This window comes from Nocardioides sp. (assembly GCF_050246775.1).
Lineage (GTDB): Bacteria > Actinomycetota > Actinomycetes > Propionibacteriales > Nocardioidaceae > Nocardioides.
In genome coordinates, this window is the sequence record NZ_JBFWVK010000005.1 from 149,916 (window position 1) to 167,525 (window position 17,610).

At 69.7% G+C, this 17,610-nt stretch carries 17 protein-coding genes; all 17 read right to left on the reverse strand.

Translation table 11 applies throughout. The features are described from left to right. Window positions 1–77: 77 nt before the first annotated feature. Window positions 78–368, reverse strand: a complete 291-nt coding sequence (locus AB7I40_RS19315) for a YggT family protein (RefSeq protein ID WP_428346887.1) — start codon at window positions 366–368, stop codon at window positions 78–80. Window positions 369–428: 60 nt separating this feature from the next. After that, entirely contained in the window at window positions 429–944 is a 516-nt protein-coding gene (locus AB7I40_RS19320) for a cell division protein SepF (RefSeq protein ID WP_428346888.1), read from the reverse strand. Window positions 945–999: 55 nt separating this feature from the next. Further along, the gene (locus tag AB7I40_RS19325) at window positions 1,000–1,704 is read right to left on the reverse strand and encodes a YggS family pyridoxal phosphate-dependent enzyme (RefSeq protein ID WP_428346889.1); all 705 of its coding nucleotides are present in this window, start codon (window positions 1,702–1,704) and stop codon (window positions 1,000–1,002) included. Then, window positions 1,704–2,387, reverse strand: coding sequence for a polyphenol oxidase family protein (locus tag AB7I40_RS19330; RefSeq protein ID WP_428346890.1), 684 nt, complete (start codon window positions 2,385–2,387; stop codon window positions 1,704–1,706). Before AB7I40_RS19330 ends, AB7I40_RS19325 begins: the two co-directional genes overlap by 1 nt. 14 nt (window positions 2,388–2,401) lie before the next feature. After that, window positions 2,402–3,598 (reverse strand): cell division protein FtsZ, encoded by a 1,197-nt coding sequence (gene ftsZ, locus AB7I40_RS19335; RefSeq protein ID WP_428348122.1) that lies wholly within the window; start codon window positions 3,596–3,598, stop codon window positions 2,402–2,404. 299 nt (window positions 3,599–3,897) lie between these two features. Then, entirely contained in the window at window positions 3,898–4,644 is a 747-nt protein-coding gene (locus tag AB7I40_RS19340) for a cell division protein FtsQ/DivIB (protein WP_428345226.1), read from the reverse strand. Continuing rightward, the gene (gene murC, locus AB7I40_RS19345) at window positions 4,641–6,050 is read right to left on the reverse strand and encodes a UDP-N-acetylmuramate--L-alanine ligase (protein ID WP_428345227.1); all 1,410 of its coding nucleotides are present in this window, start codon (window positions 6,048–6,050) and stop codon (window positions 4,641–4,643) included. Before murC ends, AB7I40_RS19340 begins: the two co-directional genes overlap by 4 nt. After that, complete coding sequence (gene murG, locus AB7I40_RS19350) at window positions 6,047–7,120, reverse strand: undecaprenyldiphospho-muramoylpentapeptide beta-N-acetylglucosaminyltransferase (RefSeq protein WP_428345467.1); 1,074 nt, start codon at window positions 7,118–7,120, stop codon at window positions 6,047–6,049. Before murG ends, murC begins: the two co-directional genes overlap by 4 nt. A gap of 11 nt (window positions 7,121–7,131) precedes the next feature. Next, window positions 7,132–8,418, reverse strand: a complete 1,287-nt coding sequence (ftsW, locus tag AB7I40_RS19355; RefSeq protein ID WP_428345228.1) for a putative lipid II flippase FtsW — start codon at window positions 8,416–8,418, stop codon at window positions 7,132–7,134. An 18-nt stretch (window positions 8,419–8,436) separates the two neighbouring features. After that, window positions 8,437–9,912, reverse strand: a complete 1,476-nt coding sequence (gene murD, locus AB7I40_RS19360; RefSeq protein ID WP_428345229.1) for a UDP-N-acetylmuramoyl-L-alanine--D-glutamate ligase — start codon at window positions 9,910–9,912, stop codon at window positions 8,437–8,439. Further along, window positions 9,905–10,975 (reverse strand): phospho-N-acetylmuramoyl-pentapeptide-transferase, encoded by a 1,071-nt coding sequence (mraY, locus tag AB7I40_RS19365; protein WP_428345230.1) that lies wholly within the window; start codon window positions 10,973–10,975, stop codon window positions 9,905–9,907. Before mraY ends, murD begins: the two co-directional genes overlap by 8 nt. Next, a complete protein-coding gene (locus tag AB7I40_RS19370) occupies window positions 10,972–12,357 on the reverse strand; it encodes a UDP-N-acetylmuramoyl-tripeptide--D-alanyl-D-alanine ligase (RefSeq protein WP_428345231.1) in 1,386 nt (461 codons plus the stop codon). The genes mraY and AB7I40_RS19370 overlap by 4 nt, the downstream gene beginning before the upstream one ends. Continuing rightward, entirely contained in the window at window positions 12,354–13,847 is a 1,494-nt protein-coding gene (locus AB7I40_RS19375; protein WP_428345232.1) for a UDP-N-acetylmuramoyl-L-alanyl-D-glutamate--2,6-diaminopimelate ligase, read from the reverse strand. The genes AB7I40_RS19370 and AB7I40_RS19375 overlap by 4 nt, the downstream gene beginning before the upstream one ends. A gap of 90 nt (window positions 13,848–13,937) precedes the next feature. Next, window positions 13,938–15,740, reverse strand: a complete 1,803-nt coding sequence (locus AB7I40_RS19380) for a peptidoglycan D,D-transpeptidase FtsI family protein (RefSeq protein WP_428345233.1) — start codon at window positions 15,738–15,740, stop codon at window positions 13,938–13,940. Next, on the reverse strand, window positions 15,740–16,336 hold the full coding sequence (locus AB7I40_RS19385) for a hypothetical protein (protein ID WP_428345234.1): 597 nt from the start codon (window positions 16,334–16,336) through the stop codon (window positions 15,740–15,742). The genes AB7I40_RS19380 and AB7I40_RS19385 overlap by 1 nt, the downstream gene beginning before the upstream one ends. Next, window positions 16,333–17,298 carry a 16S rRNA (cytosine(1402)-N(4))-methyltransferase RsmH gene (gene rsmH / locus AB7I40_RS19390; protein WP_428345235.1) on the reverse strand — a complete coding sequence of 322 codons (966 nt, stop codon included), beginning with the start codon at window positions 17,296–17,298 and terminating at the stop codon, window positions 16,333–16,335. Before rsmH ends, AB7I40_RS19385 begins: the two co-directional genes overlap by 4 nt. A gap of 9 nt (window positions 17,299–17,307) precedes the next feature. Further along, complete coding sequence (locus tag AB7I40_RS19395) at window positions 17,308–17,463, reverse strand: hypothetical protein (RefSeq protein ID WP_428345236.1); 156 nt, start codon at window positions 17,461–17,463, stop codon at window positions 17,308–17,310. Between the last annotated feature and the right edge of the window lie 147 nt (window positions 17,464–17,610).

Consider the following 17,610-nt stretch of genomic DNA (forward strand, 5'->3'; position numbering starts at 1 on the left):
GCTCTGTCTGAGGAACCATAGCGCTACTGCAGGGGCTGCTGTTAATAATCCCGCCCCTCACCCGGAGTGTCGTCGCGCTACAAGAAGACCGCCGCATTCACCCGAAGCAGCACGTAGGCGCTGATCATCACGAGCAGGAAGCCCAGGTCCAGTGCGAAGCCGCCGATGCGCAGCGGCGGGATGATGCGCCGGATCGCCTTGATCGGCGGGTCGGTGATCGAGTAGACGATCTCAAGGACGACGAGCACAGGCCCGTGGGGCTGCCAGGAGCGCGCAAGCACCTGCACCCAGTCCACGATGAACCGGATCCACAGCAGCGCGATGAACAGCCACAGGACGGTCGCGATGATGTTGCCGACGATCGTCATGGGGCAAGGCTGCCAGAAGGGACCAACCGGGCGCCGTACAACGCAGGAGCTGGCAGCAGATCAGCTCTGGTTGAAGAAGCCACCCTCGGCGATCCTCTGCTTGTCCTCGGCCGCCACAGTGACGTTGGGCGGTGAGAGCAGGAACACCTTGGCGGTGATGCGCTCGATGGTGCCGCGTGTGGCGAAGATCAACCCAGCGGCGAAGTCGACCAGCCGCTTGGCGTCGGCGTCGTCCATCTCGCTCAGGTTCATGATCACCGGGGTGCCGTCGCGGTAGTTCTCGCCGACGGTGCGGGCCTCGTTGTAGGTGCTCGGGTGCAAGGTCGTGATGCGCGACAACTCAGCCACTACTCCGGTTGGTCCCGAGGCCGGCCCGGTGGGGCGGCGGCGCTCGGAGATGCTGGACACTGGGGCCGGCTTGGTCCGCTCCTCGCGGGTCGCCGGCCGGGCGCTGCGGACCGGGGTCGGTTCGGTGACGTGCTCGGACTCCTCGTCGTAGCCGAACTCGTCGTCGTACCGGTCGGATTCCTCGAGCAGGCCGAGGTACTCGCCGATCTTGCGCATCGCGCCGCTCATGGGTGTGACCTCTCGAACTCCTGCGCCCCCATCGGGGCGCTCATTGGTGTGGACATTACTTGATCAGAGGCCTCGGACCGAGGACCGCGGAGCCAATGCGCACGTGTGTCGCGCCGGATCGGACAGCCGCCTCGAGATCGCCGCTCATTCCGGCCGAGAGCCACGTCGCGGCGGGGTGATCGGCACGGAAGTCCGCGGCGATTCCAGCCAGTCGGGCGAAGGCCTCGTCCGGATCCGCACCGAGCGGGGCAACCGCCATCAGGCCGCGCAGCGTCAGCATGCTGGACCCGGTCACCGCCTGCGCGAGCGCCGGCAGCTCATCGGGTGCCGCGCCCGCCCGCTGGTCACCCGATCCGGGTTCGTCCAGGCTGACCTGCAGCAGGCAGTCGAGCGCATGTGCACGGGCATGGGCGCCGCGCTGCAGCCCGGAGACCAACTTCAGACGGTCCACCGACTCGACGACGTCGGCGTAGGAGGCCACGGCGTCTGCCTTGTTGCTCTGCAGCCCACCGATGAAATGCCAGCGCAGGCCGAGGTCCGCGCACGCCGCAGCCTTGGCCTGCGCCTCCTGGTGCCGGTTCTCCCCGACATCGCGCACGCCGAGCTCGGCGAGCAGGCGGACGTCGGAGGCGGGGAAGAACTTCGTGACCACTACCAAGGTGACCTCCCCCGGGTCGCGTCCAGCCGATGTGCAGGCGGTCGCGATCCGGTCCCGGACCACACCCAGGTTCGCCTCCAGCTCGGCTCGACGCGAGCCCATCACGCGGCGACCCAGATCAGTCCACCGAAGCGGCCGGAATCGGCAGCGTCGCGTCGATACGAGTGCAGCTCGGGGTCCTCGAGGGTGCATCGCCCGACGGGGATCACCTCGCAGCCGGCGGCTCGCAGCTGGGCCGACACCCCAGCGCCGATGTCGAGGGCGGGGGTCCCCCACCGTGTCTGGGCCCAGGCCTCGGGAACCAGCGCCGCGACCTCCGACCGCAGGGCGTCGGGCACCTCGTAGCAGCCGCCGCAGATGTGGGGACCGACCCAGGCGGTCAACTCGACGGCGCCGAGGCCGCGTAGCCGCTCGAGGGTCCGGGGTACGACGCCGAGGGCCATGCCGGTGCGCCCGGCATGGACCGCCGCGATCATCCCGTGGGCGGGGTCGGCCAGCAGGATCGGCACGCAGTCGGCCACTCGGACCAGCAGTGCGATCCCGTCATGGTCGGTGACGAGGGCATCGGCTTCGGTCGGTACACGCTCGGCATCGTGGACGACGGCCACCTCACAGCCGTGCACCTGCCGCATCCTGACGATGGGCACGTCGAGCTCCTCGCGCAGGCGCACAAGGTCCTGCTCCGGCGCCCCTTCGGCCAGGTCGAGGCGGGCATCAGTGAAGGCGACGTGGGTGACCCGGGGGTCTCCGACGCCGCCTTCACGGGTGTCGCGGAAGAGGAACACGGTGGAGCGTTCGCCTACTTCAGGAAGTCGGGCACGTCGAGGTCGTCGTCGTCGAACTGCACCTGCCGGGCCGGCCGGGCCGGTTGTGCGACCGCCGTCGGGACCGGAGTCTCGCTGGCCGGAGCCTCGCTGCGTGGAGCCGGAGCAGCCGGCGCGCTGGCCCGCTGGGCGGCCAGCGCCTGGGCAGCGGCCCGGGTCTCCTCCTGGGTCTGGACCGGACGTGGCTCGCGACGCAGCACGGTGCCCTCGTCCCGGCGCTTCGGCATGCCACCCTCGAACCCGGCGGCGATGACCGTCACTCGCACCTCGTCACCGAGCGCGTCGTCGATCGTCGCACCGAAGATGATGTTGGCCTCGGCGTGCGCCGACTGCGCGACCAGCGCGGCCGCCTCGTTGATCTCGAACAGTCCGAGGTCGGAACCACCGGCGATGGAGAGCAGCACGCCCATCGCCCCCTCGATCGAGGCCTCGAGCAACGGGCTCGACACCGCCATCTCGGCGGCGGCTACCGCGCGGTCCTCCCCACGGGCCGATCCGATGCCCATCAGCGCGGACCCCGCATTGGCCATCACCGACTTCACATCTGCGAAGTCGAGGTTGATCAGGCCGGGGGTGGTGATGAGGTCGGTGATGCCCGAGACACCCTGCAGCAGCACCTGGTCGGCCTGCTTGAAGGCGTCGAGCACCGAGACGTTGCGGTCGCTGATCGAGAGCAACCGGTCGTTGGGGATCACGATCAGGGTGTCGACCTCTTCGCGGAGCTGGGCGATGCCCTCCTCCGCCGAGTTGGCTCGACGGCGACCCTCGAACGCGAACGGGCGGGTGACCACACCGATCGTGAGCGCACCGAGGGACCGAGCGATCCGCGCCACGACCGGAGCGCCGCCGGTGCCGGTGCCGCCACCTTCGCCGGCGGTCACGAAGACCATGTCGGCGCCCTTGATGACCTCTTCGATCTCGTCGGCGTGGTCCTCGGCGGCCTTGGCCCCGACGTCGGGGTTGGCGCCAGCGCCGAGTCCACGCGTGAGCTCGCGACCGATGTCGAGCTTGACGTCCGCGTCGCTCATGAGGAGGGCCTGGGCGTCGGTGTTGATGGCGATGAACTCCACGCCCTTGAGACCGACGTCGATCATCCGGTTGACGGCGTTGACCCCACCACCACCGATACCCACGACCTTGATGATGGCCAGGTAGTTCTGCGCTGCTGCCATGACGGCTTGCCTCTCGCTGTCGGTGTTCAGATCCGGTATTCGTGGGGAAGTCGAGAGGCTGTCTCGGCCCGGGAACCCTAACCCTGAGCCTGAGGGTTATAGTTATGTCAACCTCTCGTTGGGAAAGACGTTAAGGAACGCGGGCCCACGAACACGCGCGACATGCCGCAGCGTTCCGGGATTTCTGCTGCGGGTTTCCCCGGCTGACCGGGGAAACCCGCGGTTGTCAGCCTGAGCAATGCCTGACAACCGCGGACAGCGGCTGACAACCTGACGCCCGGCTGAGCGAGCAGGACCGATCAGTCGCTGGTGGTCGGCTGCCCCGGGGCGCTCACGTCGTACGTGCTCGCCCGGGGTGCGGCGTTCAGCAGAGCGTCCAGAACACGGGCCTTGTCCGCGGATCGCTCGGCACTCCCCCACACCACGACCTTCTCGTCGTCGAGGACCAGGGAGATGCCGTCGACGGACTCCACCTCGACGTGGTCGATCCGAGCCTGGAGCTCGGTGGGCAGCGCGGCGATCACGTCGGCACCTTCCTTCATCGCATCCTGACCGATGTCGTCGGGCAGCACGATCAGTGGCAGGTTCTTGGGCTGAGCGGCGAAGTCGCGGAACAACACCCCGTCTGCGTCGATGCCCTTGAACCCCGACCCGACAGGTACGGCGGCCACGGCGACCCGCTCGGAGACGACGATCAGGATCCGGTCCGGCCACTCCCGGGTCACCTCGACGTCCTTGACCGGCGCCAGGGCCATCAACCGGCCCTCGATCCGGGCGAGGTCGACGCGCGCCAGCGGATCGCCCGGCGTGATGGCGGCCGCCGAGCGCACCTGCGCCGGGCTGAGCAACGACGTGCCCTCCACGTCCACCGCCTGCACCGCGAGGAGGCTGGAGAAGAACACCGTCCACACAGCGCCGGCCACCAGCAGGAGAGCGACGGCGACGGCCAGGATCGCGCGCCAGCGCAACCATCGCTGGGTGCGCTGCCGGCGGATGAAGCGTCTGCGGGTGCGCTCGAGGGTGCGCTCCATGCTGTCGGTGCTCACTGGCTCGCCTTCGCGGACAGCGCCGCCAGGACCCGCGGGCCCAGCGCCGTGACGGTGCCGGCCCCGAGGGTCAGCACGAGGTCGCCGGGCCGGGCCCAGTCAGCCAACACCTGTGGCACCGCATCGAAGTCAGGTTCGAACCGCACCTGGGGTGCGGGCAGACCAACGGCATCAGCCACCAGCTCACCCGTGACCGCCGGGTCGGCTTCCTCGCGGGCCAGGTAGACGTCCAGGACCACCACGGCGTCCGCGGCTCCGAGTGCCTGTCCCATCTCGACACCGAAGATCCTGGTGCGCGAGACCAGGTGGGGCTGGAACGCCACCAGGACCCGGCCCTGGCCCGCCAGGGAACGGGCGGCCTGAAGATCCCCGCTGATCTCGCTGGGATGGTGGGCATAGCTGTCGTAGACCCGCACTGCACCGACCTCGCCCTTGAGTTCCATGCGGCGCCGCGTCCCGGTGAAGGCCGCCAGGCCGGCCGCAAGGTCATCGAAGGATGCTCCCAGCTCCAGACCCACCGCCAGGGCGGCGAGGGCGTTGTGGACGTAGTGCCGACCGGGGATCTGGAGGCTCACCTCACCGTGACCGACGACGGTGAAGAGGGACCGGCCACCCTCGGTGTCCAGGTTGATGGGTTGGAGATCGGCATCCGGGCTCTCGCCGTAGGTGATGGTGCGCATGCCCCTGGCCCGCGACTGCTCCGCCAGATCGCGGGTGGAGGCAGCATCGGCCCAGACGACCAGGAAGCCGGCCGGGTCCAACCGATCGAGGAAGTCCGAGAACGCGGCGCGGTAGGCCTCCTCGGTGCCCCACTGGTCGAGGTGGTCGGCATCGATGTTGGTGACGATGGCGGCGAAGGGCGAGTAGACCAGGAAGGCACCGTCACTCTCGTCCGCCTCAGCGACGAACAAGTCTCCCGACCCCTCGTCCGCGTTCGTCCCGGTGCTGGTCAGCTCGCCGCCGATGGCGTACGTCGGGTCGAGGCCCGCGGCCTGCAGTGCGACCGTGAGCAGGGACGTCGTCGTGGTCTTGCCGTGGGTCCCGGCCACCGCGATCGTCCGACGACCGGCCATCACCGAGGCCAGGGCGGCCGAGCGCGGAAGGATGCGGAGCCCCTGGCGCATCGCTTCGACGTACTCGGGGTTGTCCTCGCGGACCGCCGTCGAGACGACCACGGTGTCGATGTCGTGGATGTGGGCTGCGTCGTGTCCGAGGAACACCCGGGCGCCGAGGGCTCGCAGGGCCTCGAGCGTCGGCGAGTCGTTCTGGTCGGAGCCGGAGACGGTGAGACCCCGGGCCAGCATGATGCGGGCAATGGCGGAGAGCCCGGCACCGCCGATGCCCACGAAGTGCACGCGACCGAGCTCGGCGGCGGGAAGCAGCAGGTCAGGCACCGCGATCCTCATCGGCAGGCGTCCAGGACGATCCTGGCCAACTTCTCGTCGGCGTCGAGAGGGATCAGGTCGGCCGCCGCCGCCCCCATGGCACGGAGCCGGGCCGGGTCCGTGAGCAGCGCCGGCAGCGTGCTCGAGACCCAGTCGGCCCTCAGCGCATCGTCGGCCACCAGGAGCCCTCCCCCGGCATCCACCACCGGCTTGGCGTTGAGCGCCTGTTCCCCGTTGCCGATCGGCAGCGGCACATAGACAGCCGGCAGACCCACGCCCGACACCTCGGTGACCGTGTTGCTGCCGCAGCGGCACAGCACGGCGTCAGCCGCGGCGTACGCCAGGTCCATGCGATCGACGAAGTTGCGGACCACGTAGGGCACTGCGGAACCCGGCACCAGCGCCTCGTAGTCCGCGACATCGAACGCGGGCCCGATGATGTGCAGCACCTGCACCCCGGCCGCCGCGAACGCCCCGGCCGCACCCCTCATCGCGGTGTTGATCCGGCCAGCCCCCTGTGACCCACCGGTGACCAGGAGCGTCGGGGCCGACGGATCCAGACCGAATTCCGCGCGGGCCTCGGCTCGCAGCGCGCCGCGGTCCAGGGTGGCGATCATGCGGCGGATGGGCAGCCCGATGTACGTCGCGTGCGGCAGCTTGGTGTCGGGGAAGCTGGTGGCGACATGCGTGGTGAACCGAGCACCCAGACGATTGGCGAGCCCGGGCAGCGCGTTGCCCTCGTGCACCACCAGCGGCAGTCGCCGCGTGCGCGCCGCGAGGTAGGCCGGCACCGAGACGTAGCCACCGAAACCGACCACGACGTCTGGACGCACCCGGTCCACCACCTCGAGGGCCGCCTTGCGGGCAGCCCGCACCCGCCCCGGTGTTCGCAGGAGATCGGCGTTGGGACGCCTCGGCAGGGGCACCGGTGGCACGAGCTCGAGCTGGTAACCGGCAGCGGGCACGACCCTGGTCTCCAACCCGCGCGCGGTGCCCATGGCGATGATCTCAACCGAGCTGTCCAGTCGGCGCAGGGCATCTGCCGTCGCGAGCAGGGGTGAGGTGTGGCCGGCGGTCCCGCCGCCGGCCATCAGCACCCGGGTCACAGCCGCTTTCCTGCCTTGGGGAGCCCGGTGTTGCCGGCGCTGAGCCCGGCGGACCGGTTGCGCCGCCGCGCCGCCAGCGCCGCGGCGGCTTCGGGCTCGCGGCGGGCGAAGCCGATGAGCAACCCGAGGGCCACCAGCGAGGGCACGAGTGCGGAGCCGCCGTAGGAGACCAGCGGAAGGGGGATCCCGATGACCGGCAGCAGGGCAAGGACCATGCCGACGTTGATGATCATCTGGCCGAGGAGCCAGATCACGATGCCGAAAGACATGTAGCGCACGAAGGGCTTCTCCGTGGCGACCGCCACCCGCACAGCGGCGTAGGCGATGGTGAGGAACAGCGCCAGGATGAGCAGGGTCCCGAGCAGGCCGAGCTCCTCGCCGAGCACGGCGAAGATGTAGTCGGTCTGGGCTTCGGGCAGGTAGCCCCACTTCTGTTGGCTGGCACCGATGCCTTGTCCGAACCACCCGCCCGAGGCCAGGGCGTAGAGACCGTGGGCCGGCTGCCACCCGGTGTCGTGGAAGTCCTGGAACGGGTCGGTGAAGGTGAGCAGGCGCTGACGACGTTCCATGCTGGTCGAGGCGAGCCAGAGAGCCACCACCGAGATGGCCGAGATGCCGAGGGTGAAGAGGCGCAGGGGTGCCCCCACCACCCAGAGCAGTCCGAGCAGGATGGCGAAGAGCACCAGGGCGGTGCCCAGGTCGCCACCCACGAGCACGAGCAGGGTGGCCACGCCGACGCCGGGCACCACCGGCACCAGGCAGTGCTTCCAGTCCTCGAGCAGTCGCTCCTTGCGCGCATAGACGTGGGCCGCCCACAGGATCAGGGCCAACTTGGCGATCTCGGAGGGTTGGATCACGAACGGACCCACACCCAGCCAGTTGGTGTTGCCGTTGATGGTCGTGCCGAGCCCAGGCACCTGGGTCGCGCCGAGCAGGCCCAGGGCGATGAAGTAGCCCGGCCAGGCCAACCGGCGCAGGAAGCGCTCCGGCACCCGTGAGGCGATCCAGGCGCACGGGATGCCGACGGCCACCCACATCAGCTGGCGCTTGGCGATGAGGTAGGCGTCACCGGTCTTCTCGTAGGACCACACGCTGGACGCGCTCAGCACCATGATGAGGCCGATGGTGAGCAGCAGCGCCGAGGCTGCGAGCAGGAGGTAGTACGACGTCAGGGGCCGATGCAGCGCGGCCTGCAGGGTGGCCATCGCCCCACGAGCCTCGAGGCGGAAGCGGAGGAACGGGTGCGGCCGCTGGTTCGCATCGTCCGGGGTCGCGGTGGTCACTGCTGCTTCCCCTCCCGTTCAGTCCCCCGGCTGCGCTCCCGGGTTGGCCAATCGCCGCCGTACTGCTGCAGCGAACTCGTCTCCACGTTCGCCGTAGTTGGCGAACATGTCCATGGAGGCGCATCCCGGAGCCAGCAGCACGGTGTCGCCCCGGTGGGCGAAGCCAGCCGCAGCCGCCACGACGCGGTCCATGGTGTTTCGTCGTGGTTCAGTCTCCCCGCCCTCGACCACGATGACGGGCACATCTGGCGCGTGTCGCGAAAGCGCGGCGGCGATCAGGTGGCGGTCCGCTCCGAGCAGTACGACGCCGCGCAACCGGTCCCGGACGGCCTCGACCAGGCCGTCGAAGCGGGCCCCCTTGGCCAGGCCCCCGGCGATCCAGACCACCGGATCGTAGGCCTGCAGGGAGGACTGGGCTGCGTGCGGATTGGTCGCCTTGGAGTCGTCGACCCAGGTCACGCCTTCGGACTGCGCCACCGTCGCGATGCGGTGTCCGTCGGGCTGGAAGCTGCGCAGCCCCTCGCGCACAGCCGCCGGCGCCACGCCGTGGGAGCGGGCGAGGGCAGCCGCCGCGAGCGCGTTCGCGACGAAGTGCGGTGCCGGGCTGGCCAGCTCCCCGACGGTGCAGAGCTCCGCGGCGCTGGTGCTGCGCTGTTCGATGAAAGCCCGGTCGGCGAGGATGTCCTCGACGAGGCCGACCATCCCCACTGCGGGCATGCCGAGGGTGAACCCGACCGCGCGGGCTCCGTCGATGACGTCCGCCTCACGGACCAAGTGCTCGGTCGCCGGGTCCTGCACGTTGTAGATGCAGGCCCGTTGCACGTCGTGGTAGATCCGCCCTTTGTCGGCGGCGTACTGGTCCATGGACGGATACCAGTCCAGGTGGTCCTCGGCGACGTTGAGAACGGCGGCGGCCTCGCAGCTGATCGACTGCGTGTAGTGCAGCTGGAAGCTTGAGAGCTCCACTGCGAAGACGTCGTAGGGCTCGGGGTCCATCACGGCCTCGACGATCGGCAGCCCGACGTTGCCCACCGCGACGCTCCGGAGCCCGGCTGCCTTGAGGATGGCGTCGAGCATCTGGACCGTGGTGGTCTTGCCGTTGGTGCCGGTGACGGCCAGCCACGGTGCCGCGTTGGCCGGGTCGCGAAGGCGCCAGGCCAGCTCGACCTCACCCCAGACCGGGATACCCCGGGCCGCAGCCTGGGCCAGGAGCGGTGCCGACGGGTGCCATCCGGGCGAGGTCACCAGGAGGTCGACGTCGTCGGGCAGGACGGCGGTGGCGCCCTCACCCAGTCGGATGGTGGCACCCAGCACCTCGAGGAGCTCGGCCTTGGCGGCCTTGTCGTCGGTGATCGTCTCGTCCAGGGCGATGACGTCGGCCCCGATGTGGTTGAGGTTGTCGGCGGCGGCGAACCCGGAGACGCCGAAGCCGGCCACCACGGCACGCACCCCGTCCCACGAGTCGTGCCGTCCACGGGTGTGGGGATCAGGCACCGGCCACCCATTCGGCGTAGAACACTCCGAGCCCGGCCGCGACACACAGCCCGGTGATGATCCAGAACCTGATCACGACGGTGACCTGTTCCCAGCCCAGCATCTCGAAGTGATGGTGCAGGGGCGCCATGCGGAACACCCGTTTGCCCTTGGTCGCCTTGAAGTAGCCCACCTGCAGCATCACCGACAGGGTCTCCACCACGAAGAGACCACCCAGGATCACCAGCAGGAGCTCGGTGCGCGTCAGCACGGCGAGGCCTGCGAGCGCGGCCCCCAGGGACAGCGAGCCGGTGTCACCCATGAAGATGGCCGCCGGCGATGCGTTCCACCACAGGAACCCGAAACAGGCACCGGTGATGGCCGCGGACACGATGGCCAGGTCGAGCGGATCGCGCACCTCGTAGCAGGTGTTCCCGCCGACGATCGCGCAGGACTGGTTGTTCTGCCAGATGTTCACCAACGCGTAGGCACCGAACACCATCACGCAGGCACCGGTGGCGAGTCCGTCGAGGCCGTCGGTGAGGTTCACGGCGTTGCTGAAGCCGGTGATCAGCAGCCACACCAGCAGGACCGCCACGATCATCGGCAAGGCCAGCCAGGGGATCTCGCGGATGAACGACAGGTGGGTCGAGCCCGGGGTGCGACCGCGCTCGTCCTCCAGCATGGGAGACAGGGCGAGCCAGCCGAAGATGATGGCGATGACCGTCTGGCCGATCATCTTGGCCTTGCTGCGCAGCCCGAGGTTGCGCTGCTTGTAGATCTTGATGAAGTCGTCGAGGAAGCCGACGAAGCCCATCCCCACGAAGAGGAAGAGCAGCAGCAGGGCACTGGCGGAGGGCGCGTCCTGGCTGAACAGCTTCGCCAGGAAGTACGCCGTGACCGTGGAGAGGATGATCACGATCCCGCCCATGGTGGGGGTGCCGCGCTTGGTGTGGTGGCTGGTGGGACCGTCCTCGCGGATCTCCTGGCCGTAGCCCCTGCTGGACAGGACGGTGATGGCGAAACGGGTGCCGACCAGCGACATGATCAGGGCCAGTCCGCCACCGAACAGGATCGCTTTCACGGGTTCTCCTCCACCAGCACCTCGGCCACTTTGTCGAGCTCGGCCCCACGAGACGCCTTCACGACGAGCACGTCTCCGGGCGCAATGTTCTCGCGCAACCATGCCAGAGCCGCGGCCCGGTCGGCGGCGTACACCCCGGTCGTCGAGGATTCCGTGTGCTGAATCACCCCGTCGAGGAGGTGGCGCGCCACCTCACCGATGGCGAGCACCGTGTCGATCCCCCGCGCTGCCGCGAAGGCGCCGATGGCGAGGTGCGCCTCCTCGGTCTCGGCACCGAGCTCGCGCATCTCGCCAAGGACGGCGATGGTGCGCGCCCCTCGCTCCACCCCGATGGCCTGCAGGGTCGTCAGCGCCGCCCGCATCGAGGCCGGGTTGGCGTTGTAGGAGTCGTTGAGGATGACCACGCCCTCAGCGCTCTCGTGCAGCTCCATGCGCCACCTCGACATGCTGACCGCGCTGCCCAGTGCGTCCATCACGTCGTCGAAGGCCAGACCGGCGCCGAGCGCCATGGCCGCGGCCGCGGCTGCGTTCAGGACCTGGTGGAATCCCGGCTGCGTGAGGCTGACCCGCCTCTCGACGCCCTCCCACAGGTAGGTGGTCGTGGCCCTGCCGAGGTCGTCGACCAGGGTGTCGACGAAGTGCAGGTCGTTGTCGACCTCCTCCCCGAAGGTGATGACCCGAGCATCGGTGCGGGCTCCCATCTCCCGGGTGAAGGGGTCATCGCCGTTGAGCACCCCCACCCCGTCGGCCGGCAGCCCCTCGACGATCTCCCCCTTGGCCACGGCGATCGCCTCGCGGCTACCGAACTCCCCCACATGGGCGGTGCCGACGTTGAGCACCGCGGCGATGCTGGGTCGGGCCAGGTCGCACAGGTAGGCGATGTGTCCGATGCCCCGTGCTCCCATCTCGAGCACCAGGTAGCGGGTCTCCGGGGTCGCCCGCAGCATGGTCAGCGGTACGCCGATCTCGTTGTTGTTGTTGCCGGCCGTCGCCACGGTCGGACCGGACGCACCCAGGATCTGCGCCAGGTAGTCCTTCGTGCCCGTCTTGCCCTGGGAGCCGGTGATCGCGAGGACAGTGGTCGAGGGCAGCTGCCCCACGACGTACGACGCCAGGCGACCCAGGGCCAGCACGACGTCGTCCACCACGACCGTCGCCGCCGCGGTCGCCCGCGATCCCAGGACCGCGGCGGCCCCGCTCCTCAGCGCGGCTGGGGCGTAGTCGTGGCCGTCGACGTGCTCGCCGGCGACCGCGACGAAGAGGCCGCCCTCGGGCACGCTCCGGCTGTCGACGGCCGCCGCCGCGGTGACCACGACCTCGGGGTCGCCGACCACCTGTCCGCCCACGGCGGCGGCGACCTCGGCCAGGGTCATCGAGATCATCGTCGAGCCAGTTCCTCGCGCACCACGACGCGGTCGTCGAAGGGGTGGATGACCGAACCGATCTCCTGACCGGTCTCGTGGCCCTTTCCGGCTACCAGCACGATGTCGCCGGGAGCTGCCATCGCGAGCGCGGCCCGGATGGCCTCACGCCGTCCGCCGATCTCCACCACCTCGGCGGTGGCGGGCGAGGCCTCCCGGGCACCGGCCAGGACTGCCGAGCGGATCGCTCCAGGGTCCTCGGTGCGGGGGTTGTCGTCGGTCACCACGAACACGTCGGCGAGCTCGGCGGCGAGCCGGCCCATGAGCGGGCGCTTGCCGGTGTCCCGGTCACCACCGGCACCGAGCACGATGATGAGCCGGCCGTCGGTCAGCGGTCGGAGCGTGCGCAGGGTCGCGGCCACCGCGTCCGGCTTGTGGGCGTAGTCGACCACGACGACGAAGTCCTGCCCACCGTCGACCTTCTCCAGCCGACCGGGGACCCCGGCGCCGGCAGCGATTCCGTCAGCCACCTCGACCGGGTCGAATCCGGCCCGGGCGGCGGCGGCGAGGGCAGCCAGGGCGTTGGAGACGTTGAAGTCGCCGGGCAGTGGGCAGTGGGCACGGAACTCGGTGTCAGGTCCGACCACCGTGAAGCTGGAGCCCTCGGCGGTGAGGTCGACCTCGGTGGCCCGCCAGTCCGCACCGGGGCCGGTCAACGCGAAGGTGGTCACCGGCAGCACGGTCTCCGCGGCGAGTCGGCGCCCGTGGTCGTCGTCGAGGTTGATCAGGGCTGTCCGGGCGCGCTCAGGAGTGAACAGGGAGGCCTTCGCGGTGTAGTAGTCCTCCACGTCGCGGTGGAAGTCGAGGTGGTCGCGCCCGAGGTTCAGGAAGACCGCGACATCGAACACCACGCCGTCGACCCGCCCCATCACCAGGGCGTGACTGGAGACCTCCATGGCACAGGCGGTGACGCCGTCCTCGACCATCCGGGCGAACAGTCCGTGCAGGTCCGGTGCCTCGGGGGTGGTCAGGGCGGTTCTCACGTCGCGTCCGGCCATCCGGGTGCCGACGGTGCCGATGACGGCTGCGCTGGTGCCGGTCGCCTCCAAGGCACCTTCGAGCAGACGGGTGGTGGTGGTCTTTCCCTGCGTCCCGGTCACACCGATGAGCCTCAGCGACCCGGCGGGGTCGCCGTACACGTGGGCCGCCAGGCGGCCCAGCAGGCCTCGAGGCGTGGGTACGACGACGACCGGGACGCCCAGGTCGGTGCAGAGGTCTGCCCCGGTGGGGTCGGTCAGCACCGCCACCGCACCGGAGTCCACGGCCTCGAAGGCGTAGGACGCACCATGGGCCCTCGTCCCGGGCAGCGCCGCATAGAGGTCCCCGGGTAAGATGCGCTGCGAGCTCAGGGAGACGCCGGTGAGGGCAGGGTCACGGCCCCGCAGACCGAACACCACGGGCACCTGTCCGTAGGACGCCGAGAGCCAGTCGACCAGAGCGGTGAGCGGCATCGGGACGAGATGTCGAGGACGTGTCGCAGCCCTCTCCTCTTCGCTCAGCACCGTGTCACCACGGCTGCGAGGCTACCCGCGAGACTCGCCTCAGCAGTCACTGGCCTTGTGGTCCGCGCAGATCGGCAGGGAGGACGGTGCGCTGCCCGTCGGCGGGATGCCATAGCTGCGCAGGAGGTGGCTCATGATCTTCTGGAAGACCGGGCCGGCCACGGCTCCGCCACCGCCACCGTTGCGCGGGTGCCGAACCACGATGTAGACGGTGAACCTCGGGTTGTCGGCCGGGGCGAAGCCACCGAACGACACGTTGAACACGTTGTCGAGGTAGCACTTGCACTTCTTGCCGACCACCTGGGCCGTGCCGGTCTTGCCGGCCACGCGGTAGCCCGGGATAGCGGCGTCGGGGGCGACGCCGTCGACAGGGTCGAGGACCCGTTCCATCATCCGGGCGACCTGCTGGGCGGCCCGGGGGCTCACCACGCGCCGGGTCACGCTCGTGTCGGTGCCGACCGTCTCTCCGGCCGCGTTGGTGGCCGAGCCCTGGATCAGGCTGGGCGAGACGTAGACCCCGTCGTTGGCGATCGTGTTGATGGCGCCGGCCATCTGGACGGCGTTGACCGCCAGGCCCTGCCCGAAGGCGACGGTGGCACGGGTGAGCGGGGTCCAGGTCGAGGCATCGGGCAGCATGCCGCGTGACTCGTTGGGGACACCGATGTTGCTGGTCTGGCCGAGCCCGAAGCTCACCAGGTAGCGATGCAGCAGGCTGGCCGAGATCTTCTGGGTGGCCAGCACCGTGCCGATGTTGGACGACTTGGCCAGCACCCCGGTCAGGGTCAGGTCCAGCACCCCGTGCTCGAAGTGGTCGTGGATGGTCTCGCCCATGACGTCGAGGTCGGAGGGAACCGAGATCTTGGTGAGCGGAGTGACCAGTCGCTGGTCGAGCAGCGCGGCCATGGTCAGGGTCTTCTCCACCGAGCCCGGCTCGTAGGGGTTGCTCAGCGACGGCGTGCCACGGTCCTTGGCCGAGGAGTCCCCCGGCTCGTCCGCGTCGTACGTCGGGTAGTCGGCCAGGGCCAGGGTCTCGCCGGTGCGGGTGTCGAGCACGACGGCCGAACCGGAGTCAGCCCGGGCCTCGCGGATCGCCTGGGCCAGCACCCGCTGGACGTACCACTGCGTGTCCCGGTCCAGAGTGGTGTTCAGGTCGCTGCCGTTGACCGGCGCGACCCGGTCATTGAGACCGAGAGGGATCCGATTGCCGCCGCCCACCTCGTAGCGCTCCGACCCGTCGACGCCGCTCAGCTGCTTGTCGAAGGCCTGCTCGAAGCCGGCCAACGGCGTGTTGAAGGCATCCATGAAGCCGACCAGGTTGGCTGCCACGTCGTGCGCCGGGTAGTCGCGCACGGGGTCGATGCGGGTGTCGATGCCCTTGTAGCCCGCGGCCCGCAGCTCCGCGAGGACGTCTGCTGCCAGCGTGGAGGGCACCCGCCGGGCGACGTAGGCGAAGCGGTAGTACTGGTCGCTGGTGCCCGGGAGCAACTTGCGGGTGAGGGCCTTCTTCGCGTCGAGGTAGTCGATCCCCAGCCGGTTGGCCAGGATCTTGGCGATCTCGGCGGCGTGCTCGTCGGTCTGGACCGGGTCGGCCACGATCATCAGGCCGTCGATCGAGTTGGCGAGGGGTTCACCGTTGCGGTCGTTGATGGAGCCACGGCGCGCCGGAAGCACTGCCTCCACGAGGCCCTCCTGAGCGGCCGCGGCAGCGTAGGCGTGCGGGTCCAGTCCCTGGAGCTGGATCAGCCGGGCGCCGAAGACCGAGACCACCATGGCGATGACCACGAACCCGAACCTGAGGCGGAACATGGACGACCCGCGGGCTCCGCCCCGATAGCTGCGCATCAGTCATTCCTACCGGTTGCGCCCTGTCGCTCCGGTGAGGTCGCGCCCGTGTCGGCCCTCGTGTTGGCATCGGTGTTGGTATCGGGGTTGGCGTCTGCGTCGGCCGGCTGCTCAGTGACGATCGTCGGAGGAGGGTTGAGCGAGCGCGGCTTGAGGGCCGCGTAGGGGCGGATATGGAGGCCGGTGTCGGTCGCAGGGACTCGCTTGCCGATGACCTTCCCGGTGCCGAGGTCGAGGAAGGCCGGCGTCCCGACCGGCACCATTCCCATCTTCTGGGCCTTGAGCGCCACCCGCTGGGGATCGCGCAGGTTCTCCAGCTCAAGCTGCAGCGTCTGCTCACGCAGTCCGAGGCTGGTGGCCTCCTGCTGCAGGTTGGTCGTGGCGAACGAGGACTGCTGCATCGAGGTGTTGAACACCAGCAGGCCGACGACCCCGGCCAGCATGATGACGGTCACGAGCGTCACGAACGGCACACGAGGCGCCCGACTGCGCACCCGCGGCACCACCGTCAGGCGGGCCCGGTTGAAGGCCCGGTCGACGGCACCTTCGGCCAGGCGGGGCATCCGGCTTCGGATCTGGGGGGCGGGGCTGCTCATGACCTGGCTCCTGGGTCGAGGCGGATTCGTTCGATGGCACGCAGCCGGACACTGGCGGCGCGGGGGTTGGCGGAGATCTCAGCGGTGTCGGCCTTCTCGGCCCCTCGGGTCACCAGGCGCAGCGTCGGCTCGTGGCCGGCGGGAACGAATGGGAGGTCGTGCGGCACGTCACTGCGGGTGGCGTCGGCGAAGGCGTGCTTGACGATCCGGTCCTCCAGCGACTGGTAGGACTCCACGACCACCCGGCCGCCGACCTCGATCGCGTCGATGGCCGCCGGGATGGCCCGCCTCAGCACATTGAGCTCGTCGTTCACCTCGATGCGCAGGGCCTGGAACGTGCGCTTGGCAGGGTGTCCCCCGGTACGTCGTGCCGGGGCCGGGATGACGTCGTACAGAAGCTCCACGAGCCGTCCGGAGCGATCGAACGGCGCCTTCTCGCGGGTGTCGACCACGGCGCGGGCGATCCGGCCGGCGAACTTCTCCTCGCCGTAGACCCGCAGGATGCGGGTGAGGTCCCCCACCGCGTAAGTGTTGAGGACGTCGGCTGCAGTGGGACCCTCGCCGTCGTTCATCCGCATGTCGAGCGGGGCGTCGATGGAGTAGGCGAACCCCCGCTCGGGCACGTCGAGCTGCATCGAGGAGACACCGAGGTCGAAGAAGACTGCTGCCACGTCAGTGAGGCCGAGCTCGTCGAGGACGTCAGGGATCTCGTCGTAGACCGCCTGCACCCCGGTGAAGCGGTGACTGAAACGGGCCAGTCGCGCACCGGCGAGCTCCTGGGCGTGCGGGTCTCGGTCGATGCCGATCACGCGAACCTCGGGGTAGGCCTCGAGGATCGCCTCGGTGTGCCCGCCGAGGCCGAGCGTCGCGTCGACCAGGGTGGCGCCGGGCCGTTGCAGCGCGGGCGCGACGAGGGCGACGACCCGGTCGAGGAGCACCGGGACGTGGCTGGGGCTGACCATCACAGCGACCTATCGACCAGCAGCCGCGAGAAGCATGAGCAGCAGGGCGATGGCGAGGGAGGCGCCGGCCGAGAAGGCCATGAGCGCCAGGACGTCGCGGGCCTGGTGCCGGACCCGTCGTACGGCGGGCGGGCCCAGTCTCTGGGCTGCTGGTGTGATGCTCATGGTCTCGACCCCGATGAATCGGTTGTGCCGGCTGGTGGCTGGCTTCGCCGAACCAGGTCCCTGCCCGCTTCCCAGTGGTGGGATGTCCTCTGGCGCCGGGGAAGGTGCTCCAGATGACGTCGGGAAGCGGGCTCGAGACCTCGTTCT

Coding starts and splice junctions, on each gene's coding strand:
- AB7I40_RS19315 (WP_428346887.1), bottom strand. CDS start 368: ATGACGATCGTCGGCAACATCATCGCGACCGTCCTGTGGCTGTTCATC.
- AB7I40_RS19320 (WP_428346888.1), bottom strand. CDS start 944: ATGAGCGGCGCGATGCGCAAGATCGGCGAGTACCTCGGCCTGCTCGAG.
- AB7I40_RS19325 (WP_428346889.1), bottom strand. CDS start 1,704: ATGGGCTCGCGTCGAGCCGAGCTGGAGGCGAACCTGGGTGTGGTCCGG.
- ftsZ (WP_428348122.1), bottom strand. CDS start 3,598: ATGGCAGCAGCGCAGAACTACCTGGCCATCATCAAGGTCGTGGGTATC.
- murC (WP_428345227.1), bottom strand. CDS start 6,050: ATGAGGATCGCGGTGCCTGACCTGCTGCTTCCCGCCGCCGAGCTCGGT.
- murG (WP_428345467.1), bottom strand. CDS start 7,120: ATGGCCGGCGGCGGGACCGCCGGCCACACCTCACCCCTGCTCGCGACG.
- AB7I40_RS19370 (WP_428345231.1), bottom strand. CDS start 12,357: ATGATCTCGATGACCCTGGCCGAGGTCGCCGCCGCCGTGGGCGGACAG.
- AB7I40_RS19375 (WP_428345232.1), bottom strand. CDS start 13,847: ATGCCGCTCACCGCTCTGGTCGACTGGCTCTCGGCGTCCTACGGACAG.
- AB7I40_RS19380 (WP_428345233.1), bottom strand. CDS start 15,740: ATGCGCAGCTATCGGGGCGGAGCCCGCGGGTCGTCCATGTTCCGCCTC.
- AB7I40_RS19385 (WP_428345234.1), bottom strand. CDS start 16,336: ATGAGCAGCCCCGCCCCCCAGATCCGAAGCCGGATGCCCCGCCTGGCC.
- rsmH (WP_428345235.1), bottom strand. CDS start 17,298: ATGGTCAGCCCCAGCCACGTCCCGGTGCTCCTCGACCGGGTCGTCGCC.
- AB7I40_RS19395 (WP_428345236.1), bottom strand. CDS start 17,463: ATGAGCATCACACCAGCAGCCCAGAGACTGGGCCCGCCCGCCGTACGA.